The following is a 20,689-nucleotide window of genomic DNA, read 5'->3' on the forward strand; positions in this document are numbered from 1 at the left end:
TCAGAACTCCAGCCATTCCTGGGCGGTGGGGCCGGTGGCGGCACAGGAGGCGCAGTAGGGGTCGCGCCAGGCGTGCACGGTTGTCTGCTCGCAGGTGGCGGGGTCGAGGGTGACGATCCGTCCCCATGGGTGCTCGCTCCCCTGGGGCAGGAGGGCGCGCAGGGTGAGCTGTGCGGCGAGTCCGGCGGCCCAGTCGAGGCAGCCGGACTGGAGCGTGGGCCAGCTGTCGCGCGCGACCCCGCTGTCCCGTGCCGTGACGGTGGTGTCGTACGGCTCGGAGCAGCGCGGGCACGCGGACTCGCCGGGCATCGTCCAGGGACCGAGCCTGATCGTCGCCGGGGTGACCAGCACGGGGAGGAAGGAGCGCCCCGCCGCGCAGAGTTCATGGCAGGACCGCAGCAGTCCGGCCTCGTCCGCGAGGGAGACGACCGCGCTCAGGGCGCCCTCCTCGCCGTCGCCGGCCCGCACCCGCAGTCCCTGCCGCAGCAGCGCCGCGCCGAGCGCGTCGGTCACCCGGGCGGGGCCGGTGAGGCCGATGGCCCTGCGGACGGACGCGTACACCGCGTCGGGGGCGGTGGTGCGACGGGCGATGAAGGAGTAGAGGCGCAGCTCCGCCTCCGTGCCGATCGGCTCCTTCGGCCGGAGCAGTACGCCCATGGCGGTGAGCTTCTCCGCGTAGGGCAGCAGCCGTTCGATCTCGGCCGCCGAGAGCTGCTCGCGCAGGGTGGCGGTGCGGGTGAGCTTCGGCAGCACATCGGCTATCACGCGACGGAGGCCGGCCGCCTTCTCGCCGCTTGTCTCGACAACGAACTTCCGGGCACCCGCCAGGATTTCCCAGCGTGATTCACCCAGCTTCCTCCATTCGACATCGACCGCTCCGACAATGGAGTCCCCTGCCGCTTCGACTTGGGTCATGCTCCCAACCTAGCGACGATCGACCGGCCTCCCGATACCGATTTCCCGTAGTACGGAACCACGGAATTCCGGGGGTTCTCCACCGGCCCCACCGGCCGGCTGCCCCGGGGTGGGAACAGCACGGAAGCGCGCCCACGGTCCGCCAACGGGCGGATGGTGGGCGCGCTTTCGCCGAGATGGGTCCGACTACTCGAACTCGACCTCGGAGATGTCGAGCGAGGAGCTGCTGGACGAGGTGGAGCACCCCTCGTCGACACCGATCGACTCCAGGCTGGACACCTGTTCCTCGACAATCTCGAACGTGATGTCTTCCATGGCTCTTCCGTCCTTTCGTCCGGGAATTCCTTGGCGTACGGCAGAAGATTATGCGGAGCGGTACCGAGGTCACATCCCGGATAGCCGTAGTCTCCGTGTCTCCGCGGGGAACGCCGTTTCGGGGGAGGCCGGTCCGGGCGGGCGACGGCTCAGGGCGAGCGCCGGCTCGGGGCGGGACCGGCTCAGGCGCTCAGGAACTCAGGCGAGGCCGAGTGCGGTGGCCCGTTCCACGACCTCCACCCGGTTGCGCGCGCTGAACTTCGTGAGGAGATGGCGCATGTGGTATTCGACCGTGTTCTCGCTGAGAAAGAGCGCCCCGGCGATCTCCCGGTTGCGCAGCCCTCTCCGCAGCAGATCGAGAACGTCCCTCTCCCGGCGGGTGAGATGGGGCGCGGGCCCGGCGGCGCGGGCCCGCAGCGCCTCGGAGAAGACCCCGTCGATCACATTCACGCCGAGGGTGTGCGCGGCCCGCAGCGCGGCGATCGCGCGCTGCCCCGTGACGGTCTCGTCCAAATAGACACGGCACCCGCGCCGCATCCAGCGCTCGCACCGCCGCCAGTCCTGTCCCCGGCCGAGGATCGCCAGCCGGACGCTCTCGCGGACCGTGTTGGCCCGGGTGGAGAAGTACTGGATGTCCCCGTCGTCGAGTTCCGCCCCGGCCAGTATCCAGTCCGCCCGCCGGGCGTGCACGGTCGCCAGCAGGTCCTGGCGATCGGGACAGTGGTGGACACCCGCCCCCGCGCCCTCCTCGATTCTCGCGGCGGCATCGGCGGACCAGGGGCCGACCAGCACGATCGAGCAGGCACTCGGTGCGGTTCCGGTCGACGCGGGCAGGAATTCCCTCAGGGATGAGCGTGCCACAGAGACCCCTTCTCACGAATGCGGGACATCAGGAAACGGCCGAGCTGAGTTCATCCGCGCCTGGCCGGCGCCGCCTTGGCCCGAGCATAGGCAGGGGTCCGGCGCCGCTCCGGAATGCCCTGGTCTTCAACTGTCCCGCGCACGGCGGAGACCGGCCGGAGACCAGGGCGTGACCGGACGGGACCCGGCCGGCCCCGGCGCGGCCGGGAGGCCGGAGATCATCGCGTCCCGGGCGGGCGGCCGGCCACAGGGAGACGGCGGGGACGGGCGCCGTCCCCGCGGACACCCCCGGCACCGCTCTCGCGGGGCTCCCGGCTCTCGCGGCTCTCCCGGCTCGCCCGGTACCGGCGTTGCTGGCACGCGCGCGAGCAGTATGTGCGCCGCCGCCCCCGCGCCGCCCGGGCGACCGGCCCCGCACAGACGGCGCAGCGCGGCGGAGGCACCGGAATTTCCTCACGCTGCGGCGGCGTTTCATCACGCTGCCGGCGGCCCGCCGCACGGCGCGGGATCGACCGCGCCGCGGCGACGAGGCCATGGGTCGCGACGCGCCCGCGCGGGGTGTGGTCGACCAGTTCGAGATCGAGATCCGGGCAGAGCCCCACGATGTCGTCGTCGGGGCACTCCACCAGGTGCAGCAGATACGCGTGCGCGCTCCGCAGCTGTCCGATCTTCTCCTCGATCAGCCGTGCCTGGTCCCGCACCGTGCTCTGCCAGTGCTGTTCCCTGCCACCCGCGGTCACGACGGCGGCCTGTTCGAGCGGCATCGCCCCCACCACACAGCAGAGGTAGGCCAGGCCGACGCGGCGGAGTCCGGTCTCGGTGTAGACCCGTTGACCGTTGACCCGGGGCGGCTCGGGAAGCACCCGTTGGGACTCCCACCATCGCAGGGTGGACGGCGCGAGTCCGAAGAGAGCCGCTGCCTGGCCGATCGAGACACCAAGAGGATTGTTCATGGGGCCAGTTGACATCATGTCGCCTTGATGTCTCAACAGGAGATCGCGACCGGGCCCGCCGCGCCCCGGGACGCCGGTGGCGGCGGGTGTCGGGAGCAACGGGGCCGCGGTCCCGGCGACGCCGCCCGCCCCCGGGGGGAAGAGGAGGCATGGCCTCCGACACGACAGACGCCCGCGCGGCGGCGCACCACCGCCCCACCCGCCGGACGCGGACCGGCCGGCCGGACTCGCGAGTACCGGCGCCCTGTCGCGGCCGCTCGCCCCGGTCCGGACCCGCCTCGCGCTCTGCGCGCTCCTCTCGGCCCTGGGCGCGGCGGCGCGGGGATCGTGCCCTGTGGCGCCGCCGCCGAGATCGCGCGGCGGACGCTCGTCGACGCGGCGGCCTCCGCGCCCGGCCCCGAGAACGAGGCCGCCCTCGCGCGCGCCGTCGTCGGCCTCGGCGACGACCCGGAGCGCACCGTGATCGTGATCGCCCGCCCTCCCGCCACCCCGGCCGGCGCGGACCGGGTGGTCTCCCTCGGCGGCGGGCGGATCACCGGGTCCGGTACGCCCGGGGAGCTGCCGCGCGCGGGCGGGGCGTCCGCGCGGCTCAGCCGGCGGTACGAGCGGGCGCGGCACCGGCGTGTCGACAGCGCCGCCGGGGGGCGCCGCCGCTCCCCCCGGCGCCCGCGACCGCCCGCCCTTGTTGCACATGATTTGCAACTACCATGGCAGCGCAGTATGACCGTGTCGTGAGGGAGAGACCATGCCGCGAGGCCGGATCGTGCTCGGTATCGAGTCGTCGTGCGATGAGACCGGGGCCGGGATCGTGTCCGACGGGCGGCTGCTCGCGCACGCCGTGGCGTCGAGCATGGACGAGCACGCCCGGTTCGGCGGCGTGGTCCCCGAGATCGCCGCGCGGGCCCATCTGCACGCCTTCCGTCCGGTCGTGCGGGAGGCGCTGGACCAGGCGGGGCTGCGCCTCGCCGACCTCGACGCCGTCGCCGTCACCACCGGTCCGGGCCTGTCGGGAGCCCTCCAGGTAGGGCTCGCGGGGGCGAAGACCCTCGCCTACACGGCCGGGGTGCCGCTGTACGGGGTCCACCACCTGGCGGGCCATGTCGCGGCGGACACCCTGGAGCACGGCCCGCTGCCCGACCCGTGCGTGGTGCTGATCGTCTCCGGCGGCCACACCTCGCTGCTGCTGGTGCGCGATCTCGTCCGCGACCCCATCCTCCATCTGGGCGACACCGTCGACGACGCCGCCGGGGAGTGTTTCGACAAGGTGGCCCGGGTCTTCGGTCTGCCCTATCCGGGAGGTCCGGCGATCGACCGGGCGGCCCGGGGCGGCGATCCGTGCGCGGTGGCCTTCCCCCGCCCGCTGACCGGCGCGAAGGACGATCCGTACGCCTTCTCGTTCTCCGGCCTGAAGACGGCCGCGGCGCGCTGGGCCGAGGAGCGGCGCGTCCGGGGCGAGGAGCTGCCGCTGGCCGACGGCGCGGCCTCCCTCCAGGAGGCGGTCGCGGATGTGCTCACCCGCAAGGCGCTGGCCGCCTGCCGGGCGTACGGCGTGCGGACCCTGGTCGTGGTGGGCGGGGTGGCGGCGAACTCCCGGGTGCGGGCGCTCGCGGAGGAGCGGTGCGCCGCCGCCGGGGTGGAGCTGCGGGTGCCGCCGCTGTCGCTGTGCACCGACAACGGCGCGATGATCGCCGCGGTCGGCGACCTGCTGGTGCGCGCGGACGCCGACCCCGCCCAGCTCACTGTCTCCATCGACCCGTCCGCGCCGCTGGAGTACGCCGCGCTGCACCCGGTCGCGGAGCCCTCCGTACCGCGGGCCGCGTGACGGACCCGGCCGGCCCCGCCCGGAGGCGGGTCCGGCCGGAGGCGGGTCCGGCCGGAGGCGGGTCCGGCCGGGTCCGGGATCGGATTCGCGGGTCAGCGCAGGCGTTCGGGGTCGAAGGCCGAGATGTCCATCGACGAGCGGCCGTCGAGCGCGAGTTCCACGAGGATCTCGCCGATGCCCGGCGCGAACTTGAAACCGTGGCCGGAGCAGGCACTCGCGTAGACGACGCCCTCCCGTTCCCGGGACCGTCCGATGAGGAAGCTCTCGTCCCTGGACATGGTGTACACGCAGGAGGTGCCGCGCCCGGTGCTCCGGATGCCGGGCAGCAGCTCCTTGACGGCGTGCCACAGCTCCAGGCGCTCCGTGTCGGTGGGAGGGCGTCTGGCGCCGTCGATGTCGAGCGGCGAGAGCTGGCGGTTGTGGAAGCCCACCCGCAGGCCGCCCTCGGGGGAGCGCCACTTGGGGAGCCCGTAGACGAGGGTCCCTCCGGCGTCCTCGTGGAGGAAGACGGGAAACCTGCCGGGAAGGTGGTCGCGCTCGGCGGACTCCGCCACGTCGAACTCGTAGACGGGTATCCGCATCGGGGTGAGCAGGGCGCCGGTCTCCTCGGGCAGGAACCCGCTGATCCAGCCCCCTGCGGTGAGCACGACCGCGCCGGAGCTCACCCGCCATCCGTCACCGGTGACCGTGACAGCGCCGCCGCTCCCGGATTCCAGCGAGCGAACGGCCCGGCCGTGGACGAGGTGCGCGCCGGCGGACGCCGCCCGTGAGAGATAGCTGAGCCGTGCCCGTTCGGCGAAGAGCATCAGCGCGTCCGGCTCGTGGACGGCGACCATGCCGTGCCCGGGGCGGAAGGCGGGATAGCGGGCGGATATCTCCGCCCGGTCCAGACACTCGTGCGCGATCCCGTGCCCGGTCGCGGTCGTCCGGGCGCCGTGCACCAGCTTCGAATCGGACGGGCCGATGAAGAGACCGCCGGTCCTGAGGGCGACCGTGCCGTCGGTCGCGTCGTCCAGCTCCCACCAGCCGTCGTAGGAGCGGTCGAGGAGCGGGATGTACTGCCCGCCCTCCCAGTAGGCGCGGCGGAAGATCCGGCTCTGGCCGTGCGAGGAGCCCAGGTCGTGCATCGGGCCGCGGGCCTCGACTCCGAGGGCCCGCACCCCCCGGCGGCTGAGGTGGAAGAGCGCCGCCGCTCCCATGATGCCCAGCCCGACGACCACGGCGTCGTAGGTGGGGCGGAAGGGCCGGCCGCTGAGGCCGCTCATACGGGACGGGACGGTTGGAGGGGCTGGAGCGGGGGGCGGTCCGTTCCCAGGGCGTCCACGGTGACCTCCGTGATTTCGTAGAACCAGTGGATGGTCTCGCCCTTGGTGACATAGGTCGCCGCGTAGTCCCGACGCCCCTGCCGGAACTCGGCGAAGAGTAACTCGCGGGCCTCCAGCCACTCCTCGGTGTAGAAGAGCAGCGGGAATTCCAGACGTTCCAGGAGTTGCGAGCGGAGTGCGAGGCCGGCGCCCGGCGGACGGTCCGGCGGCTGCGAGGCCGCAAAGATGCTGGCGATGCCGAGCAGGGAGTTCAGGCCGACGATCGCGCGCCCGTGGGGCGCCAGATGGTCCGGGAGCTGCCGCAGGAATCGCAGCAGGACACTGTCCCCGTAGAACATCGCCTCCAGGTTGAGCGAGGGCTGTCTGCTCTCCAGTTGCGCCCGGAGGGCGTCCGACGGGGTGCGCCAGCCGGGCGGGTTGAAGACGATGAGGTCGTAGAGCTCCGGGGGCGCGGACGCGGGGCGCGGAAAGAGATCGCTCTGGTGGAAGTCGATGACCGAGTCGCCGAAGTTCACGCGTTCGTTGCGCCGGGCGGTGGAGACCGCCGCCGGGCAGACATCGGTGGCGACGACCGAGGTGAATCCCATGGCGCGCAGCAGCATGGCGATCGCACCGCTCCCGGTGCCGATCTCAAGAATCCGTACAGTGCTCTCGCTGCCGTCCAGGCCGCGGACGAGATGGTTGCCGAGTGCGATGCCCGCCCGGCTGACACGGAACGTTCCGGGGTCGTCGTACATCCGGAAGTGGCGTCCGCCGGCGAAGCGCACATCGTAGGTCTCGCGTCCCCGGGGTCCGGCGGCGCGGGGCGGCGCGACGGCGTCACCGCCGCCGTATGTTCTCTCAAACATCGGCGTCACCGGGACATCTGCCTCCGCTGAGGGCGGTGCCCAGCTCCGCCGAACGCTCCGCCGACGCGGTGAGCGCGTCGTGGATATGCTGTTTCATACCGACGTGGTCGAAGACATCCACCCCGCGCTCGGTGGTGCCGTTCGGTGTCATCACCTCGCGGCAGAGCTGCATCGGCGGCCTGCCGCTCCCCGCCACCAGGGCGGCGGTTCCGCTGAACACCTGGACCGCCATGTCCCGGCCGGCCTCCGGGGTGAATCCGCGCGAGACGGCGAACCGGCAGAAGGCGTCCATGATGTAGCTGACGAACGCCGGTCCTCCTCCGCAGAGCGCCGTGGCGTCGTCGACCAGTTTCTCCGATGCGACGCGCAGGGTCTTTCCGATGGAACCCAGCAGCAGATCGGCCTGCGCGATCGTTTCCTTCGACACCGCCGTGTCCGCGAAGTAGACGGACATTCCCTCGAATATCTCGGACGGCGTGTTGGGAATCGAGCGGACCACCTGTGAGGTGCCCAGGTCCCGAGCGATGGAGTCGGCGGTGAGACCGGCCATGACCGACAGCACGGGCGTCGTGGGGGTGAATGTGTGGCGCCGGCTCCTGACGAATGCCTCGAAGGCCTGCGGCGGGATGGCGAGGACGACGAAGTCGCCCTCGGCGATCTCCAGATCGGCGGAGACCGTCAGTCCGTCCCGCTCGGACAGGGTTGTGCGCCGCTCGGGACTGGTCTCGACGACGACGATTTCGGCCCACGGCGACCTGCCGTGAAGCCCTCGGACCATCGCATATCCCATGTGGCCGCAGCCGACCATGATCAAGCGCGCAGCACGCGTCATAGCTGAATTCCCCCAGTTGTCGACTTCCCGGGGGTGCCGCGAGCACGGTCGATCGAGCATCCCCCGGATATTGACGTGTCTTCTCGTCGGATGCGGACCGGCCTCTCGATCCCCTGGGCGAGGCGGTCGTTCACATCTCCGGCGGTGCCGGTTACACGAAAGCCGTCTCCACATCGGAGACCGTGGTGCGGTGCAGAACCCGGCGCTGCGCGAGGTCGTAGGGCCGGCCGCGGTGCATGGTGCAGCGGTTGTCCCACATCACCAGATCGCCGACCGTCCAGTCGTGCGTATAGACGAAACGTTCCTGCGTCGCGAACCGGATCAGCTCGTCGAGAAGCGCCTCCCCTTTCTCCACCGGCCAGCCGATCACATGGGAGGCATGGGAGGCGAGATAGAGGCTGGTGCGGCCCGAGGCCGCGTAGAAGTCGACGAGTCTCTGCGGAACCGGCGGCAGTTGTGCGGCGATGTCACCGTTGAAGTCATGGAATCCGGACTTCTTCCGGGAGGTGGCGATGCTGTGTTCCGCGACCAGCCCGGCGAGTTCTCTCTTGCGCTCGCCGGGAAGCGCGTCGTACGCCGCGCGCATATCCGCGTACTGCGTCTCCCCACCGGTCGGCGTGACCTCACGCGCGGAGAGCAGCGAGCACTTCGACCGGCGCGCCTTGAAGGAGCTATCGGTGTGCCACATCTGGTTGCCCAGGTTGTAGCGGTTCAGCCGGTCATCCGGGTCAAGGACGTTTCCGGCGTGGTCGAGGTTGGAGATGTCCGTGAACTCATTCCGCAGACGCAACTCCTTTCCGGCGTAGTTCGGTGCCGTCTCCAGCGGTCCGAAGCGCTTGCTGAATTCGATCTGCTGGTCGTCGGTGAGCGGCTGGTCCGGAAAGTACAGAACGGCGTACTTGGTGAAGGCCGCGTCTATTTCGGCGAAGACCTCATCCGAAAGCGGCCTGGCCAGGTCGCATCCCGTCACCTTGGCGACGAAGGACGACTGCACGGGTTCGATCACTGTTTTCACGCAGGTCTCCTAGAGCACCCTCGCTTGTGCACCACAGTTCACTGTTCGGCATTGCGTGATCGCTATTACCGCCGGGCCCGCTGATGCCGGAGTCCCGAAGACCGTTACAGACAGAGCGATTTGTGCAACCGGCGGTCGATATCTCCACAAGGTGCCATGTCCCTTCACCAACCGTCAAAGGGCATGTAAGGTGACACAGATCACTAGGGAGCCATCTTTCGGTTCTCTCCGCACAGAGGGCAAAATTTCCTGTTTGCGTTGAAGCGATTGATTTCCGTGTGCCCGGGGTTACTCGTCGTGACACGGCCGACGCGACGGGGATGTGCCGATCGGTATCGGAATTCTCCATTCCGCAGCAAGGGGGAACCTTTGATTCCTTGGCCGCGCGGCCTGCGGGAGAGCACGCGTGAAGATGAATGGGGTCGCCGGTGAACCCCGCGGAGTTCCTGTACGTGAAGAGAACGGAGGAGAAGAGATTGCGGTGGGTCGCGGGCTCGGCTGGAGGGGGAATGGGAGTTGCGTCAGAGCGCGGAGGGCGGCTCCGGTGCACGACGGGGGCCGGTCGCCGGGACGGGAGACCGGGCCCCCGGCACGGGGGAACCGTCACGGTGACGGGAGGGTCCGCATGACCGCGATCGAGCGGCACGGCGACCCCGGGTCCGCCGCCGGCTGGGATCGGCTGGCCGCCACCAGGTCCTTCTACCTCACCGCCAACTGGCTCCGCTTCGTGGACGCCGACGGCGGGGCGGAGCCGCACTATCTGTCCTCCCGCCGGGGGGACGGCCTCTCGGCGGGGCTGGTCGCGCACTGGAACCCGGACGAGGGGCACCAGGACTACCGGGCGCCGCGGGTCCTGGGGCAGCCCCGGGACGCCGGGCCCATGCTGCTCCTGGGCGGCAGGCGCGGCTTCCGCTCCGATGTGCTGCTGCCCGGCGTCCCCCAGGGGCGGAGCGCCGTCCCCGGACCGGGCCGTGCGACGGAGGAGCTGGCGGCGCTGCTGGGCGCAGCCGCCGGGGCCGTCCCGGAGGCCGGTGGCCGCTGGTGGTGGCCGAACCTCCCCACCGACGCGGCCACCGAGGTCATCGCCGCGGCCCGGACCCTCACCCCGGGCATCGCCCCCGGCCTCCATCTGCTGCGCGCCGACTGCACGGTGGAGACCGTCGGCGCGGGGCTGGACGACTTCGTCGGCGCGCTCTCCCCCAAGCAGCGGCGCACCAACGCCCGCCGCGAGATCCGCAGGTTCGCCGAGAGCGGCCTGGAAGTGCGGCGGATGAGCCTCTCCGACATCTGGGAGCGGGGTGCCCCGCTGCTCGGGCAGGTGCAGCGCAAATACGGACACGACATGTCGGACGAGCGGCTGCGCGGCTTCCTCGGACGGCAGGCCGAGCATCTGGACCGGGAGGCCGTGGTGTTCGCGGTCCACGACGGCGGCCGGCTGATCGGTTTCTCGCTGTGCTACGAGGCGGGCGACGAACTGGCGCTGCGGCTGATCGGATTCGACTACCCGCGTCTGCCCGGCGCGGACGAGTACGCGCAACTGCTGCTGTACGCGCCCCTGCGGTACTGCTACGAGCGCGGGCTGACCCGCCTCCACCTGGGCACCTCCTCGTACGACGCCAAGTGCCGCCGGGGCGCCCGGGTCCGGCCCCTGTGGGCGGTCACCTCCGGCGGTTCCGCGCCCCCGGGGCCGGACGGCGGCCCGTCCGACCGGATCGGGCGACAGCTCGCCGCGCTCACCGCGGGGCTGCCCGCCAGGGAGGCCGCGGCCCTCGCCGCCGAGGTCCACACCTCCCTCGCCGCCTGGAGCACACTCCCCGAGTCCAAGGAACGCCCATGACCACCCACACCGTTGTGCTCTGCTCACGCCGCCGCGCGCTGGCGGACCGGCTGTTCGACTCGCCGCTCCTGGACCGGGTCTCGGTCGTCACCGAGGAGGGCCACAGCCACACCTTCCCTCCCGGCGTGACCGTCCGCGAGATCGGCGACATCCAGGACCCCACCCAGGTGCTGCGCGCCGTGCTGGAGCTCGACCGCCGGCAGCCGGTCGGCCATGTCGTCGCCGCCGTGGAGTTCAGCCAGGCCACCGGCGGATACGTGCGGTCGGTGCTCGGTCTGCCGGGGACCGGGTTCGAGACGGCGCTGGCCTTCTCCCACAAGTACGTCATGAAGCGGCGGCTGGCCGACGCGGGGCTCCCCGTCACCCGGTTCGCCCAGGCCGCGGGGGTGGCCGAGGTGCCCGGCGCGGCCGAGCGCACCGGCTGGCCCTGCGTGGTCAAGCCCACCTTCGGCGGCGGGTGCATGAATGTGAAGGTGTTCCGCTCGCCCGAGGAGTTCGGCGCCTTCGCCTCCTCGCCCGCCGCGGACGGACTGCGCGCCGCCCGGTTCCCGCTGGCCGTGGAGCGCTTCGTCGAGATGGAGGGGGAGTACCACTGCGACGCCGTCGTGCACGAGGGCGCGGTCGTCTTCGCCGCCCCCTCCCGGTACTTCGCCCCGTCGCTGGGACAGCTCGACAACGTCAGCGGCTCCTACTGCCTCCCGGCCGCGCACCCCGATCACGATCCGGTGCTCAAGCTGAACTCCCGGGTCCTCCAGGCGCTCGGCCTGCGCTCCGGGGTCACCCATCTGGAGCTGTTCAAGACCTCTGAGGGGCTGCTGGTGGGCGAGGTGGCCTGCCGCCCGGCGGGCGCGGGCATCGTCGACGCCGTGCGGCTCCAGTACGGAGTGGATCTGCACGAGGCGTTCCTGGCCACATCCCTCGGCCGCGCGCCGGAGGTCACCCAGCGGCGGCGTCCCGACATCGTGGTCAACGCCAATCTGCCCATCCGTCCGGGGCGCATCACCCGCCTCGTCACCGGCGGGGAACTCGCCGCGCTCCCGGGCACGGTGGAGGTGCGCATGCTGAAGGCCGTCGGCGACACGGTCTCCACCGATCTCACCGCCGCGTCGGCCACCGGCCGGGTCTTCTACACCGCCGGTGACGAGGCGGAGGTCCTCGCCCGCCACCGGCTCCTCTCGGACGCCTTCTACCTGGAGACCTCCGAGGACGGAGCGGAGAGCGGATGACGGCGGGCACCGGCGCCGTCCCGCGCAGGACCGTCGTCGCGTTCCTCCTGGTACGCGGGTTCAGCTCGGCGGCCTACTTCACCCTGGTGCCCTTCCTCGGTCTCTGGCTCATCAGGACCCGGGACATGGACGGCGTGGAGGGCGGCACCGTGGTGGCCGCGTGCCTGCTGTTCGGCAAGGCCGGAGGGCTGCTGGTCTCCCGTCTGATCACCGCGCTCGGTCTGCGGCGCTCGGTGCTGGTCTCCTATGTCATCGCCACGGCGGCCCTGCTGCTGATGGTCGCCTACCAGGGGCGGGCGCTGCCGGTCTGGGTGGTTCTCGCCTCGCTGCTCGGGCTCTCCTTCTCGGCGGCGACGGCGGCCCTCAAGGCGCTGGTCGCGGCGGCCCACAGCGCGGAGGAGCGGCTGCGCGGCTTCTCCCATCTCAATCTGGCGGTGAACGCGGGTGCCGCTCTGGGCTCGGCGGCGGGAGGCGTCCTGCTGACCCACTTCCCGTCCACTCTGCCGGTGCTGGGCGTGGTGCTCTACCTCTGCGCCACCCTCGCCGCGCTGCGGCTCCCGCGCCCGGCCGCGCCCGGCACGGAGGACGCCGGGGCCGTGGAGGGGGCCGGCGGCGCGGGGCGGACGCGGCGGCCGTTCCTCGTCTTCCTCGGGGTCACCATGCTGACCTGGGTGGCGTACGCACAGGTCTTCGACGTCCTGCCCACCTACGCCGCCGACTCGCCGGGTCCGCAGCAGGTCTCCCTGCTCTTCGTGGCCAACGCGCTGCTGATCATCGTCCTCCAGACGCCGGTCACCTCGTTCGTCCAGCGGCTGGAGGCGCGCAGGCCCGGGGCGGTGGAGTTGTGGGTGGTGCCCGGTGCCCATCTGCTGATGGCGGTGAGCGTGGTGGTCTTCGCCCTGGTCGTCCGGTCGCCGGTCGTCGTGGGGTATGTCGCCGTGCTGCTGTTCACCCTCTCGGAGCTGGTGTGGGGGCCGATCTACCACACCAAGGTCGTCGAGGTGAAGGGCCGGATGACGAACGTGACCGCGTACAGTCTGGCCGGTCTGGCCTGGGGTGTCGCGGAGTCCGGGGGCACCTGGCTCGGGATGGCGCTGGTGACGGCCGCCGGGCTCTCCTGGCCGATGGCCACCGGTATGTACTGGATCTCGGCCCTGGCCATGGTCGCGGCCGCCCTCTACTTCGCCGTGCACGCCCGCGCGGCGGGCCGGCCCGCCGCCTCCGGGAAGCGGGCGACCGCCCCGGCCCACGCGCCGCCGGCCTCCGGCGGCGAGTCCTCCGGGACCAGGGCGGAGTAGCCGCCCGGGCGGCGCGGGCCGGGCCCCGCGCACACCCGCGGCCCGGGGAGTTTCTTTCGGATCGGGCCGGATCGGTGAGCGGGGTCCGGTGCCGTGGATCGCGAGGCGGAGGAGGGAGCCCACGCGGAGCGCCGGCGACGGACGACAACGCGGCGAGGCGCGGTGCCGGGGCTCGCGAGCCCGGCGAGAACCGAAGGAGACGACCTAGGGCGCCGCGCCCCCGGCGGCCCGGTCGCGGGCGGTGGCACAGACCCGCTCGACGGCGTCGCCGAAGAGCGCCAGCTCCGCCGGGGTGAGGCGGGAGAAGAAGGGGACGGTGATCGCCGAGGTGAGTTCCTCGGCCTCGACGCGCTGCTCCCGCACCTCCTCGGGATCACGGAACGGCCCCCGGTGCCCCATGCGTTCGGCGTATCCGGGGCCGGTGCGCGGGGGTGCGTGGGTGGCGGCGAGAATCGCGTCGAGCGGTGTCAGCCGGCAGGCCAGGATCGCGGCGATATGGGCTGCGCCCCGCAGTTCGCGCAGCACATGGAGGGTGAGCGCGGCCCGGCCGGGCAGCCCGTCGGGAGCCGGGAGCCGCCGCCAGCCGGTGAAGAGGGCGCCCAGCGCGTCGGGGGCCGCGCCGGCGATCCGGCGCCCCAGCCCGTCGACGGTACGGAGGGTTCCGGGGTCGACGGCCGCGAGAACCCGCTCCCCCCAGGCCGTGATGACATCCCGGTAGTGGAGCGCGACCTCGTAGTGGGTCAGCCCCGCCGGAACCCGGTCCCAGGCCTTCCGCACCTCCTCCAGGGGCTCGAAGGCGATCGCCGCCGCGGCGACCTCGGCCGGACAGCTGCCGAGGACACCGGCACGGCCCACGACCCAGAACTGCGCGCCGGTCGCGAAGCCCAGCCCCTTTCCGTACGCGTCGGTGGAGTCCGCCAGCATCCAGCCGCGGCTGTAGAGCTGGACCGGTTCCTTGAGCCGCTCGACTGTCTCCGCGGCCGTCGCGGTGGTGGCGGTCGCCATCTCTTCCCCTCTCGGTGGTCGGCCCGGCCGGTGCGGCGGGGCTCCTGTGGGCGCGGGGTCGTCCGCTCTCAGGCCGGCGAGAGCCAGGACCGGAGGATGCCGGCGAGGCGCACCAGATCGGCGACGGCGACCCGCTCGGTGGCCTGGTGGGCGTGGTCGATGGAGCCCGGGCCGAAGACGGCCAGCTCCCTGGCCAGGCCCGAGTACCGCAGGACGTTCGCGCCGAAGGGCGCGACAGCGGGCTCGGTGCCGGCGGCCCGGGCCAGGAACTGGACGAAGGCGGAGTCGGGGCGCTGGTAGAACGCCGGCGAGCCGGCCCGGCCGTCCGGCGTGGTGGGCAGCAGCGAGGTGATCTCGCAGGGGATGGGGCAGGCGGCGCGGGCGACGGCGGCCATCCGCTCCAGGACCTCGTCCGGGTCCTCGCCCGGGACAATCCGGCGGCCCACGGAGATCGAGCACCGGTCCGGGATCACATTGCTGCCGGTGCCACCCGAGATCTGGGTGACCGAGACGGTGCCGGTGCCCAGTTCGGTGGCGGCCGGGAGGGCCCGCAGCCGCGCGTTCTCGGCGACGAAGGCGTCGATCACGGGCGCCATCGCCTCGATGGCGTTCACCCCCGAGTCCGGCAGCGCCGAATGCGCCGCCGTGCCCAGCGCCGTCACCCGGACGAGGACGAGGCCCTTCAGACCGTGGACGGGGCGGAACCCGGTCGGTTCCGCCACCAGCAGCTGGTCGATCAGCAGCCCCTGCTGCTCGGCCCACGGCCTGAACCGGGTCGCGCCGAGCAGTCCCCCGACCTCCTCGCTGATCGAACCGACGAGCAGGAGGGTCGGGTCGGGGCGCAGCCCGTCGCGGTGCCACGCTTCGAGCAGCGCGAGCAGCACGCCCATGGTCGCCTTGGTGTCCAGCGCTCCGCGCCCCCACACGGAGCCGGACTCGATGCGTCCGTCGAAAGGCGGGTCGGTCATGTTCTCGACGGTGACGGTGTCGGTGTGGACGTCCACCACGACGAGCCGGCCGGACCGTCCGGGGAAGCGCCCGTACACATTGGGCCGGCCCGGCAGCACCTCGTCCAGGACGGTCTCGTCCGCGCCGCAGCCGTCGAAGCGTTCGGCGAGCCGGGCCGCGAGGGCGCCCTCGCCGACCGGGCCGTGCTCCTCGGCCCGGGGTCCGGCGTGGAGCGGGTTGACGCTCGGAATCCGGACCAGTTCGGCGACCGATTCCGCCAGCGTCCGGCTGTCTGTGTCCATTCCGGAACCTCACCACTCCACAGTCGTCGCACATGTCCGGGCCGGCTGAGCCCTCTGGGCGCGCGGGACCGGCCCGCCCCACGGGGTTGGCGCCGTCCGCGCGGCGCCGGTGAACCGCTGTCAGGATTCGGAGGCGACCCGGTAGAGACGGGCGGCGAAGTCGAACTGGGCCTGGGTGTCGATGTCGATGGTGAGGTTGGCGGCCTCGTACCACAGGGGACGCGCGCCCACGAGCCCGATGTTGGTCGCGGTGTGCCTGGTCATGATCGAGCAGGTGAATCCGAGCTGGTAGTAGGTCGGGAGCTCCTGCGAGGGGCGGTGCCAGGAACCGAATCCGAATCCCATCGGATTGAAGTTCCCATCGAGGAGGTACTCGCGCATCGGATAGACGACCGTGATCGAGTCGGCGTCCGGATTCTCGCGCTTCCGCCAGGCCTCGACAACGGCCGGGTGCTCGTCGAAGAACGGGTCCGTCGCGTGACACCACATGATGTCGTCGTCGTCCGGGAGCTGTCCGCACACCTCGTTGACGACCGATTGGAAAGGGTAGGAGTTCTCGGTGAGGTGCTTGGCCCTCGGCAGGAAGGAGACTCCGTGTCTGTCGGCCACTTCGCGTGCCGATTCGTCCTCGGAGGAGAGATGGACATCGCCCGGCTCCCCGAGCCGCACCAGCTTTTTCACCAGGATGTCCAGCAGCGATTCGCCCGGCGCGAATTCACGGAAGTTCTTATGGGGAACCCTGCTCGACGAACGCTTGGCGGGGATGACGAACTTCATGGGACTCTCCTTCTCCGAAGGGGGTTCGACCTGCCGGTGAGAGCGTGCGGGAAAGGGGCCGCGCGGTGGCGGTCCCGCCGGGGAGGCGCGGCCGGATTCGACACGGCGGAAGAGGTGTCACCGGCGGCCGGCGCGCACCGCCGAGCGGCGGGCGGCGGCGCGTCGCGCGGCGCGCCGTTGCCCGAGGACACGCTGCCGGGCGGGCCCGGGGGTTCTCACCCGCCCCGCCCGGGACACGGTCCGGAGATCCGGTCAACTCACCCCTACTCACCCACAGGTCATCTCGACCGCGGCGGTCGGGACGACCGCCGGGCCGAGTGGGAAGTTCTTGCGCCGTAGGCGGAGAATCCTGCACGATTCCCGGCCCCGACCAACAGAAAGCACAACTATGACCTACGTCACATCAGGGATTTATTGACACCCCGTCAATTCTTCTGAATAATTTCCGCCCAATCATGCATATCGGCCGATGAATACCGTTCTCGATTCACTTCACTGGGGTTCGACTGCGGCGCGGACAGCGCGGAGGAGCTGGGCGACCTTGGCATTCAGAAACCGGTCCGCCGGCCCGCTTCTCCCCTTACCCGCGTTCCATGAACGCGTTCTGGTCATCACCGCCCACCCCGACGACGCCGAGTTCGGCTTCGGCGGCACGGTGGGCCGGCTGAGCGCGGAGGGCAGCCGGGTGCACTACGCGATCTGCACGGACGGGTCCCAGGGGGGTGAGGACCCCGAGGAGCCGGCGGAGGAGCTGACGGCCACCCGGTACCGGGAACAGCGCGCGGCGGCGGCTCTCCTCGACGTCCACGAGGTGACCTTCCTCGGCTTTCCCGACGGGACGCTGACGCCGGATCTCACCCTCCGCCGCGCCCTGGTCGAGACCATCCGCCGGGTGCGCCCCCAGCTGGTCCTCACCCACCAGCCGCTGCGCTCACTGGAGTTCCCCATGGGCGCGTCCCACCCGGACCACCTCGCCGTGGGCGAGGCCGCGCTCAGCGCCGTCTACCCCGACGCCCGGAACCCCCGGGCCTTCCCCGAGCTCCTGGCGGCGGGGCTCGCGCCGCACCGGGTGGCGGAGGTCTGGGTTCCCGGGCACGAGCACACGGACTTCTTCGTCGACGTCGGTCCGCACGCCGAGCGCAAGGCCGAGGCCATCCTCTGCCACGCCAGCCAGTTCCGTGACTCCGCCGACCCGCGCGCCGACATCGCCTGGGTGTTCCAGCGGATGCGGGCCTTCGGCGAGCGGGCCGGCTGTGCCCACGCCGAGGGCTTCAAGCGCATCGTGGCCGACGCCACCGCGGCGGCGGTCCCGGCCGCCGCCCCGGCTCCCGCCCCCTGAGCCCGGGCGGTCCGCACACTCCGCGGCGCGCCCGGGCCGGTGCCCGCTGTCCGGCGTCCGCCGTCACGACAGCGAGCAGGCCGTGTACCTCCGGGAGGGCTCGGCGGCGGGTCCGGCCGGGGTGTGCCCGGCCCAGTCCAGGATCTGCACGGCCGCCCCGGCCGCCTCCAGCCCCCGGCAGTGCGCGTGGTGCCGGCGGGCGATGGCGTCCAGGTCGAGATGGCGGCCGAAGGCGGGGTGCGCCGCCAGTCGCCGGGCGTAGTGCCACAGCTGGGGATGGTCCGCGATCCGGTGGACCGCGGCGGCGTCGAGATGCAGCCGGTGCACGGTGTCCAGCCGCACCAGGGTCAACCACAGCTCCACATCCGCCGCCGTGATGTCGTCGCCGAGGAGAAAGCGCCGGCCGGCCAGGCGCTCCTCCAGCGAGCCCAGGGCACGGAGCAGGGAGCCGAGGGCGGTCCGGCGCGCCGGCGCGTCGGTGTCGGCCCGCCCGGCGTTCTGCGCGGCGCGGTTGACGCGGTCCTCGCAGAGACGGGTGACGGCCTCGATCTCCTCCGCCGAGCCGTGCGGCCGGAGGACGGGCCGGCCGGGGCCGTGGCCGCCGAAGTTCCGGGCGAGGTCGCGGAGGATGTCCGGGGTGTGCGTGCTGACGACCCGTCCCGTCCAGTCGTCGCTGAGCACGGGGGCGGTGGCCGGTCCGGGATGCCGGTGCGAACTGGCCTCGTACAGGGGGCGCAGAGCGGAGTGTCCGCCGTCGGGGCCGTCGGGCACCGGGGGCAGCTGCACGACCGGGAGGGTCTCGTCCAGACCGAGCAGGCTGTGGGTGATGGCGATGCGCAGACAGTGCGGGCAGGACGGCGAGAGATGGAGGCGGTAGCGGCGCGGGGCGGCGAAGTAGCCACTTCTCGCGTCACCGCCGATCCTGCCCCGCAGCGACGGCGGGGAGATGTGGGAGGGCACGGTGGACGGGGGCGCGGCGGGCATGGGTCTCCCTGGGTACGGGTCCGGCTTCCGGTCGAGAGGAGCGGCGGGCGGCACGCGTGAGGCGAGGGCCGCGGGTGTCCGCGTGCCCGGTGAGGTCACCGTGCCGGTGGGCGCCGCCGGTTCAGCGCAGGGGGCTCGCCGCGCTGCAGACGCGCAGAAGGTCGATATGGCGGCGGGAGGTCAGGAGAAGGGGCGGCCGGGCGCCGCACGCGGCCCGGCCGGCGGGCAACTCCAGGCGCTCCGTCATGTCCTGCCTGTCCGGTGGGGAATCCGTACTGGAGTGTCCGGCGGCCGGCGCGTTTCGTCAAGGGGGCCCGCGCCGGCCACGGGGTGATGGCGTGGTGGCGGATGCCGCGGGGGTGCGGCGCCCTCCGCGTCCGCCAGGGGCCGGGCCGGGCGGCCCGCTCCCCCGCGGCGGCGGACGCGGCTACCGCGCGCAGCCCGCCGCCGCCAGCAGGGCCGGGCGGCCGCCGAGGGCTTCGGAGAACCGGTCGACGACACGGGTGACGGCCTCGTCCGCGCCCCGGGCGATGGTCAGGGCGCCCTCGTCGCCCACCACGATGTCGGTGTCGAGGGTGAACCAGCCCTGGACGATGTGCGCGGCGCCCATGGAACTGAGCACCGGGCGCAGGGCGTAGTCGATCGCCAGGACATGCGCGGCGGTCCCGCCGGTCGCGAGCGGCAGAACCGTCTTGCCGGCCAGGGCGTGCTGCGGCAGCAGGTCCAGCAGGGACTTGAGCACCCCGGAGTAGGCGGCCTTGTAGACGGGCGTGCCGATGACGACTCCCTCGGCGCGCTCGAACAGCCCGGCCGCCTCGGCGATCGCCGGGTGCCGGAAGTCGGCGCCGAGCAGGGCGTCGGCGGGGAGGGCGCGGACGTCCAGGGGGATGACCTCGTGTCCCTGGGCCGTGAGCCGCCGGTCGAGATGGCGCAGCAGACGGGCGGTGCGGGAGGCGGCGGAGGGGCTTCCGGAGACGGACAGGACGGTGGCCATGGCGGCCCTTTCGGGAGCGTGGGATCGGCGGGGGATCGGGCCGGGGGCCGGCGTGGTGACGCGGGTGCCGCGTCACCGCTGTCCCGGCGGCGGCTACTGGTTGGTCCTGGGCAGTCCGGGCGGGTTGATCCGCGAGGTGGTCACGGCCTCGTCGGTCAGACCCCAGCGCTTCAGCACCTTGGTGTACGTACCGTTGCGGATGATCTCGTTGAGGGCGTCGGCGAGCGGCTTGACCAGGCCGTTGTCCTTCTTGGTCGTGGCCGCGATAAGACCCTGGAGGGTGGCCCCGGCTCCGGAGTGGACACCGACGACCTCGGTCTTGCCCGTGGTGGCGGCGTGGTGGGCGGCGGTCGGGTTGGGGCCGAGGTAGAGCTCGATCCGGCCGGACTGGAGGGCGAGGTAGGTGTCGCTCTCGTTCTGGTAGTACTTGATGTCCACCGGCGCGAGGCCGGCCTTCTCGGCCTCCTTGCTCCACTCGACCAGAAGCTTCTCCTGATTGGTGCCGCTGCTCACGGCGACGGTCCGGCCGGCGACGTCCTTGGGCCCGCTGATCTTCAGACCGCTGCCCTTCTTCGCCGCGAAGCCCAGGTTGTCCTTGCGGTAGGTGGCGAAGTCGTACTTCTCCTTGCGCTCCTCGGTGTCGGTGATGTTGCTGAAGCCGGCGTCGTACTTGCCGCTGTCGAGGCCGACGAAGATGTTCTCCCAGGAGACCGTGTTGATGCGCGGTTCGAGGCCGAGCACATCGGCGACCAGATGGGCGATGTCGGGCTCGGCGCCGATGACGGTCTTGTTGTCGGTGGCGTGGAAGCCCAGGGGCGCCTCGGAGCCGGAGGAGCTGGCGATCTCCAGGGTGCCTCTCTTGCGGATTCTCTCGGGAACCCCGGCGGCGATGGAGTCGACCTTCCCGGTGGTGACGCGGTTCTGGTCGGGGCTCAGATTGATCTTCGTACCCGTGTCCTTGGCCTCCCCCGTCCCGGTCGTGCCGTCCTCGGAGGGGTTGCCGCACGCGGCGAGGAGAAGGGCGGCGGTCATGCCGAGCGCGGCGGCGCCGGTGCGGCGGGAGAGGGAGAGGGAGAGGGACATGGCGGTGCTC

21 protein-coding genes are annotated in these 20,689 nt (G+C 72.1%); 6 read left to right on the forward strand and 15 right to left on the reverse strand.

The features are described 5' to 3' along the window. The 4 genes from ACWCRA_RS21050 to ACWCRA_RS21065 all read right to left on the reverse strand — a co-directional run bounded on the left by ACWCRA_RS21050 (window position 1) and on the right by ACWCRA_RS21065 (window position 3,044). Window positions 1–915 carry a hypothetical protein gene (locus ACWCRA_RS21050; RefSeq protein WP_451068299.1) on the reverse strand — a complete coding sequence of 305 codons (915 nt, stop codon included), beginning with the start codon at window positions 913–915 and terminating at the stop codon, window positions 1–3. Between the two features lie 186 nt (window positions 916–1,101). Further along, a complete protein-coding gene (locus tag ACWCRA_RS21055; RefSeq protein WP_351555879.1) occupies window positions 1,102–1,230 on the reverse strand; it encodes a hypothetical protein in 129 nt (42 codons plus the stop codon). A 198-nt stretch (window positions 1,231–1,428) separates the two neighbouring features. Next, a complete protein-coding gene (locus tag ACWCRA_RS21060; protein WP_351555881.1) occupies window positions 1,429–2,091 on the reverse strand; it encodes a response regulator transcription factor in 663 nt (220 codons plus the stop codon). Window positions 2,092–2,309: 218 nt separating this feature from the next. Further along, window positions 2,310–3,044: a MerR family DNA-binding transcriptional regulator gene (locus tag ACWCRA_RS21065; RefSeq protein WP_451068300.1), complete on the reverse strand. Its 735-nt coding sequence runs from the start codon at window positions 3,042–3,044 to the stop codon at window positions 2,310–2,312. Between the two features lie 327 nt (window positions 3,045–3,371). On the opposite strand from ACWCRA_RS21065, the gene ACWCRA_RS21070 reads away from it, so the two are divergent. Both ACWCRA_RS21070 and tsaD read left to right on the forward strand, forming a co-directional pair. Then, window positions 3,372–3,779: a hypothetical protein gene (locus tag ACWCRA_RS21070; RefSeq protein WP_451068301.1), complete on the forward strand. Its 408-nt coding sequence runs from the start codon at window positions 3,372–3,374 to the stop codon at window positions 3,777–3,779. Between the two features lie 10 nt (window positions 3,780–3,789). Then, window positions 3,790–4,866 carry a tRNA (adenosine(37)-N6)-threonylcarbamoyltransferase complex transferase subunit TsaD gene (gene tsaD / locus ACWCRA_RS21075; protein ID WP_451068302.1) on the forward strand — a complete coding sequence of 359 codons (1,077 nt, stop codon included), beginning with the start codon at window positions 3,790–3,792 and terminating at the stop codon, window positions 4,864–4,866. A gap of 92 nt (window positions 4,867–4,958) precedes the next feature. On the opposite strand, the gene solA is transcribed toward tsaD, so the two are convergent. From solA to ACWCRA_RS21095, 4 genes are all read right to left on the reverse strand, one after another. After that, window positions 4,959–6,131, reverse strand: coding sequence for an N-methyl-L-tryptophan oxidase (gene solA / locus ACWCRA_RS21080; RefSeq protein WP_351555889.1), 1,173 nt, complete (start codon window positions 6,129–6,131; stop codon window positions 4,959–4,961). Then, entirely contained in the window at window positions 6,128–7,039 is a 912-nt protein-coding gene (locus tag ACWCRA_RS21085; RefSeq protein WP_351555892.1) for a class I SAM-dependent methyltransferase, read from the reverse strand. The genes solA and ACWCRA_RS21085 overlap by 4 nt, the downstream gene beginning before the upstream one ends. Beyond that, entirely contained in the window at window positions 7,032–7,871 is an 840-nt protein-coding gene (gene proC / locus ACWCRA_RS21090) for a pyrroline-5-carboxylate reductase (RefSeq protein WP_351555894.1), read from the reverse strand. The genes ACWCRA_RS21085 and proC overlap by 8 nt, the downstream gene beginning before the upstream one ends. 151 nt (window positions 7,872–8,022) lie before the next feature. After that, a complete protein-coding gene (locus ACWCRA_RS21095; RefSeq protein ID WP_351555897.1) occupies window positions 8,023–8,886 on the reverse strand; it encodes a TauD/TfdA dioxygenase family protein in 864 nt (287 codons plus the stop codon). Window positions 8,887–9,511: 625 nt separating this feature from the next. Between ACWCRA_RS21095 and ACWCRA_RS21100 the strand changes: the two genes are divergently transcribed. From ACWCRA_RS21100 to ACWCRA_RS21110, 3 genes are read left to right on the forward strand one after another with little or no spacing between them, the layout of a single operon-like run. Next, window positions 9,512–10,723, forward strand: coding sequence for a GNAT family N-acetyltransferase (locus ACWCRA_RS21100; RefSeq protein ID WP_451068303.1), 1,212 nt, complete (start codon window positions 9,512–9,514; stop codon window positions 10,721–10,723). After that, on the forward strand, window positions 10,720–11,949 hold the full coding sequence (locus ACWCRA_RS21105) for an ATP-grasp domain-containing protein (RefSeq protein WP_351555903.1): 1,230 nt from the start codon (window positions 10,720–10,722) through the stop codon (window positions 11,947–11,949). The genes ACWCRA_RS21100 and ACWCRA_RS21105 overlap by 4 nt, the downstream gene beginning before the upstream one ends. Beyond that, the gene (locus ACWCRA_RS21110) at window positions 11,946–13,247 is read left to right on the forward strand and encodes an MFS transporter (RefSeq protein WP_451068304.1); all 1,302 of its coding nucleotides are present in this window, start codon (window positions 11,946–11,948) and stop codon (window positions 13,245–13,247) included. The genes ACWCRA_RS21105 and ACWCRA_RS21110 overlap by 4 nt, the downstream gene beginning before the upstream one ends. Window positions 13,248–13,451: 204 nt before the next feature. Here the strand turns inward: ACWCRA_RS21110 and ACWCRA_RS21115 are convergent, their stop codons facing one another. The 3 genes from ACWCRA_RS21115 to ACWCRA_RS21125 all read right to left on the reverse strand — a co-directional run bounded on the left by ACWCRA_RS21115 (window position 13,452) and on the right by ACWCRA_RS21125 (window position 16,279). Further along, entirely contained in the window at window positions 13,452–14,252 is an 801-nt protein-coding gene (locus tag ACWCRA_RS21115) for a helix-turn-helix domain-containing protein (protein WP_351555909.1), read from the reverse strand. A gap of 68 nt (window positions 14,253–14,320) precedes the next feature. Next, window positions 14,321–15,502: a M20 family metallopeptidase gene (locus ACWCRA_RS21120; protein WP_451068305.1), complete on the reverse strand. Its 1,182-nt coding sequence runs from the start codon at window positions 15,500–15,502 to the stop codon at window positions 14,321–14,323. Between the two features lie 120 nt (window positions 15,503–15,622). Further along, window positions 15,623–16,279: a cytidylyltransferase domain-containing protein gene (locus ACWCRA_RS21125; protein WP_451068306.1), complete on the reverse strand. Its 657-nt coding sequence runs from the start codon at window positions 16,277–16,279 to the stop codon at window positions 15,623–15,625. Window positions 16,280–16,820: 541 nt separating this feature from the next. Here ACWCRA_RS21125 and ACWCRA_RS21130 point away from each other — a divergent pair. Next, window positions 16,821–17,618: a PIG-L deacetylase family protein gene (locus tag ACWCRA_RS21130; RefSeq protein ID WP_351555918.1), complete on the forward strand. Its 798-nt coding sequence runs from the start codon at window positions 16,821–16,823 to the stop codon at window positions 17,616–17,618. Window positions 17,619–17,681: 63 nt separating this feature from the next. Here ACWCRA_RS21130 and ACWCRA_RS21135 read toward each other — a convergent pair whose 3' ends face one another. From ACWCRA_RS21135 to ACWCRA_RS21150, 4 genes are all read right to left on the reverse strand, one after another. Beyond that, window positions 17,682–18,602, reverse strand: a complete 921-nt coding sequence (locus tag ACWCRA_RS21135) for a glutathione S-transferase C-terminal domain-containing protein (protein ID WP_451068307.1) — start codon at window positions 18,600–18,602, stop codon at window positions 17,682–17,684. Window positions 18,603–18,723: 121 nt separating this feature from the next. Next, entirely contained in the window at window positions 18,724–18,849 is a 126-nt protein-coding gene (locus ACWCRA_RS21140; RefSeq protein WP_451068308.1) for a hypothetical protein, read from the reverse strand. A 180-nt stretch (window positions 18,850–19,029) separates the two neighbouring features. After that, the gene (gene ssuE, locus ACWCRA_RS21145; protein ID WP_351555924.1) at window positions 19,030–19,596 is read right to left on the reverse strand and encodes an NADPH-dependent FMN reductase; all 567 of its coding nucleotides are present in this window, start codon (window positions 19,594–19,596) and stop codon (window positions 19,030–19,032) included. Between the two features lie 93 nt (window positions 19,597–19,689). After that, window positions 19,690–20,679 carry an ABC transporter substrate-binding protein gene (locus ACWCRA_RS21150; protein WP_351555927.1) on the reverse strand — a complete coding sequence of 330 codons (990 nt, stop codon included), beginning with the start codon at window positions 20,677–20,679 and terminating at the stop codon, window positions 19,690–19,692. Window positions 20,680–20,689: the final 10 nt, after the last annotated feature.

The organism is Streptomyces sp. NPDC001889 (assembly GCF_053594535.1).

Excerpts from the sequence above, each read along its gene's own strand:
- ACWCRA_RS21140 (WP_451068308.1), bottom strand. The coding sequence starts at position 18,849 with ATGACGGAGCGCCTGGAGTTGCCCGCCGGCCGGGCCGCGTGCGGCGCC.
- ACWCRA_RS21135 (WP_451068307.1), bottom strand. The coding sequence starts at position 18,602 with ATGCCCGCCGCGCCCCCGTCCACCGTGCCCTCCCACATCTCCCCGCCG.
- solA (WP_351555889.1), bottom strand. The coding sequence starts at position 6,131 with ATGAGCGGCCTCAGCGGCCGGCCCTTCCGCCCCACCTACGACGCCGTG.
- proC (WP_351555894.1), bottom strand. The coding sequence starts at position 7,871 with ATGACGCGTGCTGCGCGCTTGATCATGGTCGGCTGCGGCCACATGGGA.
- ACWCRA_RS21105 (WP_351555903.1), top strand. The coding sequence starts at position 10,720 with ATGACCACCCACACCGTTGTGCTCTGCTCACGCCGCCGCGCGCTGGCG.
- ACWCRA_RS21125 (WP_451068306.1), bottom strand. The coding sequence starts at position 16,279 with ATGAAGTTCGTCATCCCCGCCAAGCGTTCGTCGAGCAGGGTTCCCCAT.
- ACWCRA_RS21065 (WP_451068300.1), bottom strand. The coding sequence starts at position 3,044 with ATGAACAATCCTCTTGGTGTCTCGATCGGCCAGGCAGCGGCTCTCTTC.
- ACWCRA_RS21120 (WP_451068305.1), bottom strand. The coding sequence starts at position 15,502 with ATGGACACAGACAGCCGGACGCTGGCGGAATCGGTCGCCGAACTGGTC.
- ssuE (WP_351555924.1), bottom strand. The coding sequence starts at position 19,596 with ATGGCCACCGTCCTGTCCGTCTCCGGAAGCCCCTCCGCCGCCTCCCGC.
- tsaD (WP_451068302.1), top strand. The coding sequence starts at position 3,790 with ATGCCGCGAGGCCGGATCGTGCTCGGTATCGAGTCGTCGTGCGATGAG.
- ACWCRA_RS21150 (WP_351555927.1), bottom strand. The coding sequence starts at position 20,679 with ATGTCCCTCTCCCTCTCCCTCTCCCGCCGCACCGGCGCCGCCGCGCTC.
- ACWCRA_RS21115 (WP_351555909.1), bottom strand. The coding sequence starts at position 14,252 with ATGGCGACCGCCACCACCGCGACGGCCGCGGAGACAGTCGAGCGGCTC.
- ACWCRA_RS21050 (WP_451068299.1), bottom strand. The coding sequence starts at position 915 with ATGACCCAAGTCGAAGCGGCAGGGGACTCCATTGTCGGAGCGGTCGAT.
- ACWCRA_RS21100 (WP_451068303.1), top strand. The coding sequence starts at position 9,512 with ATGACCGCGATCGAGCGGCACGGCGACCCCGGGTCCGCCGCCGGCTGG.
- ACWCRA_RS21085 (WP_351555892.1), bottom strand. The coding sequence starts at position 7,039 with ATGTTTGAGAGAACATACGGCGGCGGTGACGCCGTCGCGCCGCCCCGC.
- ACWCRA_RS21055 (WP_351555879.1), bottom strand. The coding sequence starts at position 1,230 with ATGGAAGACATCACGTTCGAGATTGTCGAGGAACAGGTGTCCAGCCTG.
- ACWCRA_RS21110 (WP_451068304.1), top strand. The coding sequence starts at position 11,946 with ATGACGGCGGGCACCGGCGCCGTCCCGCGCAGGACCGTCGTCGCGTTC.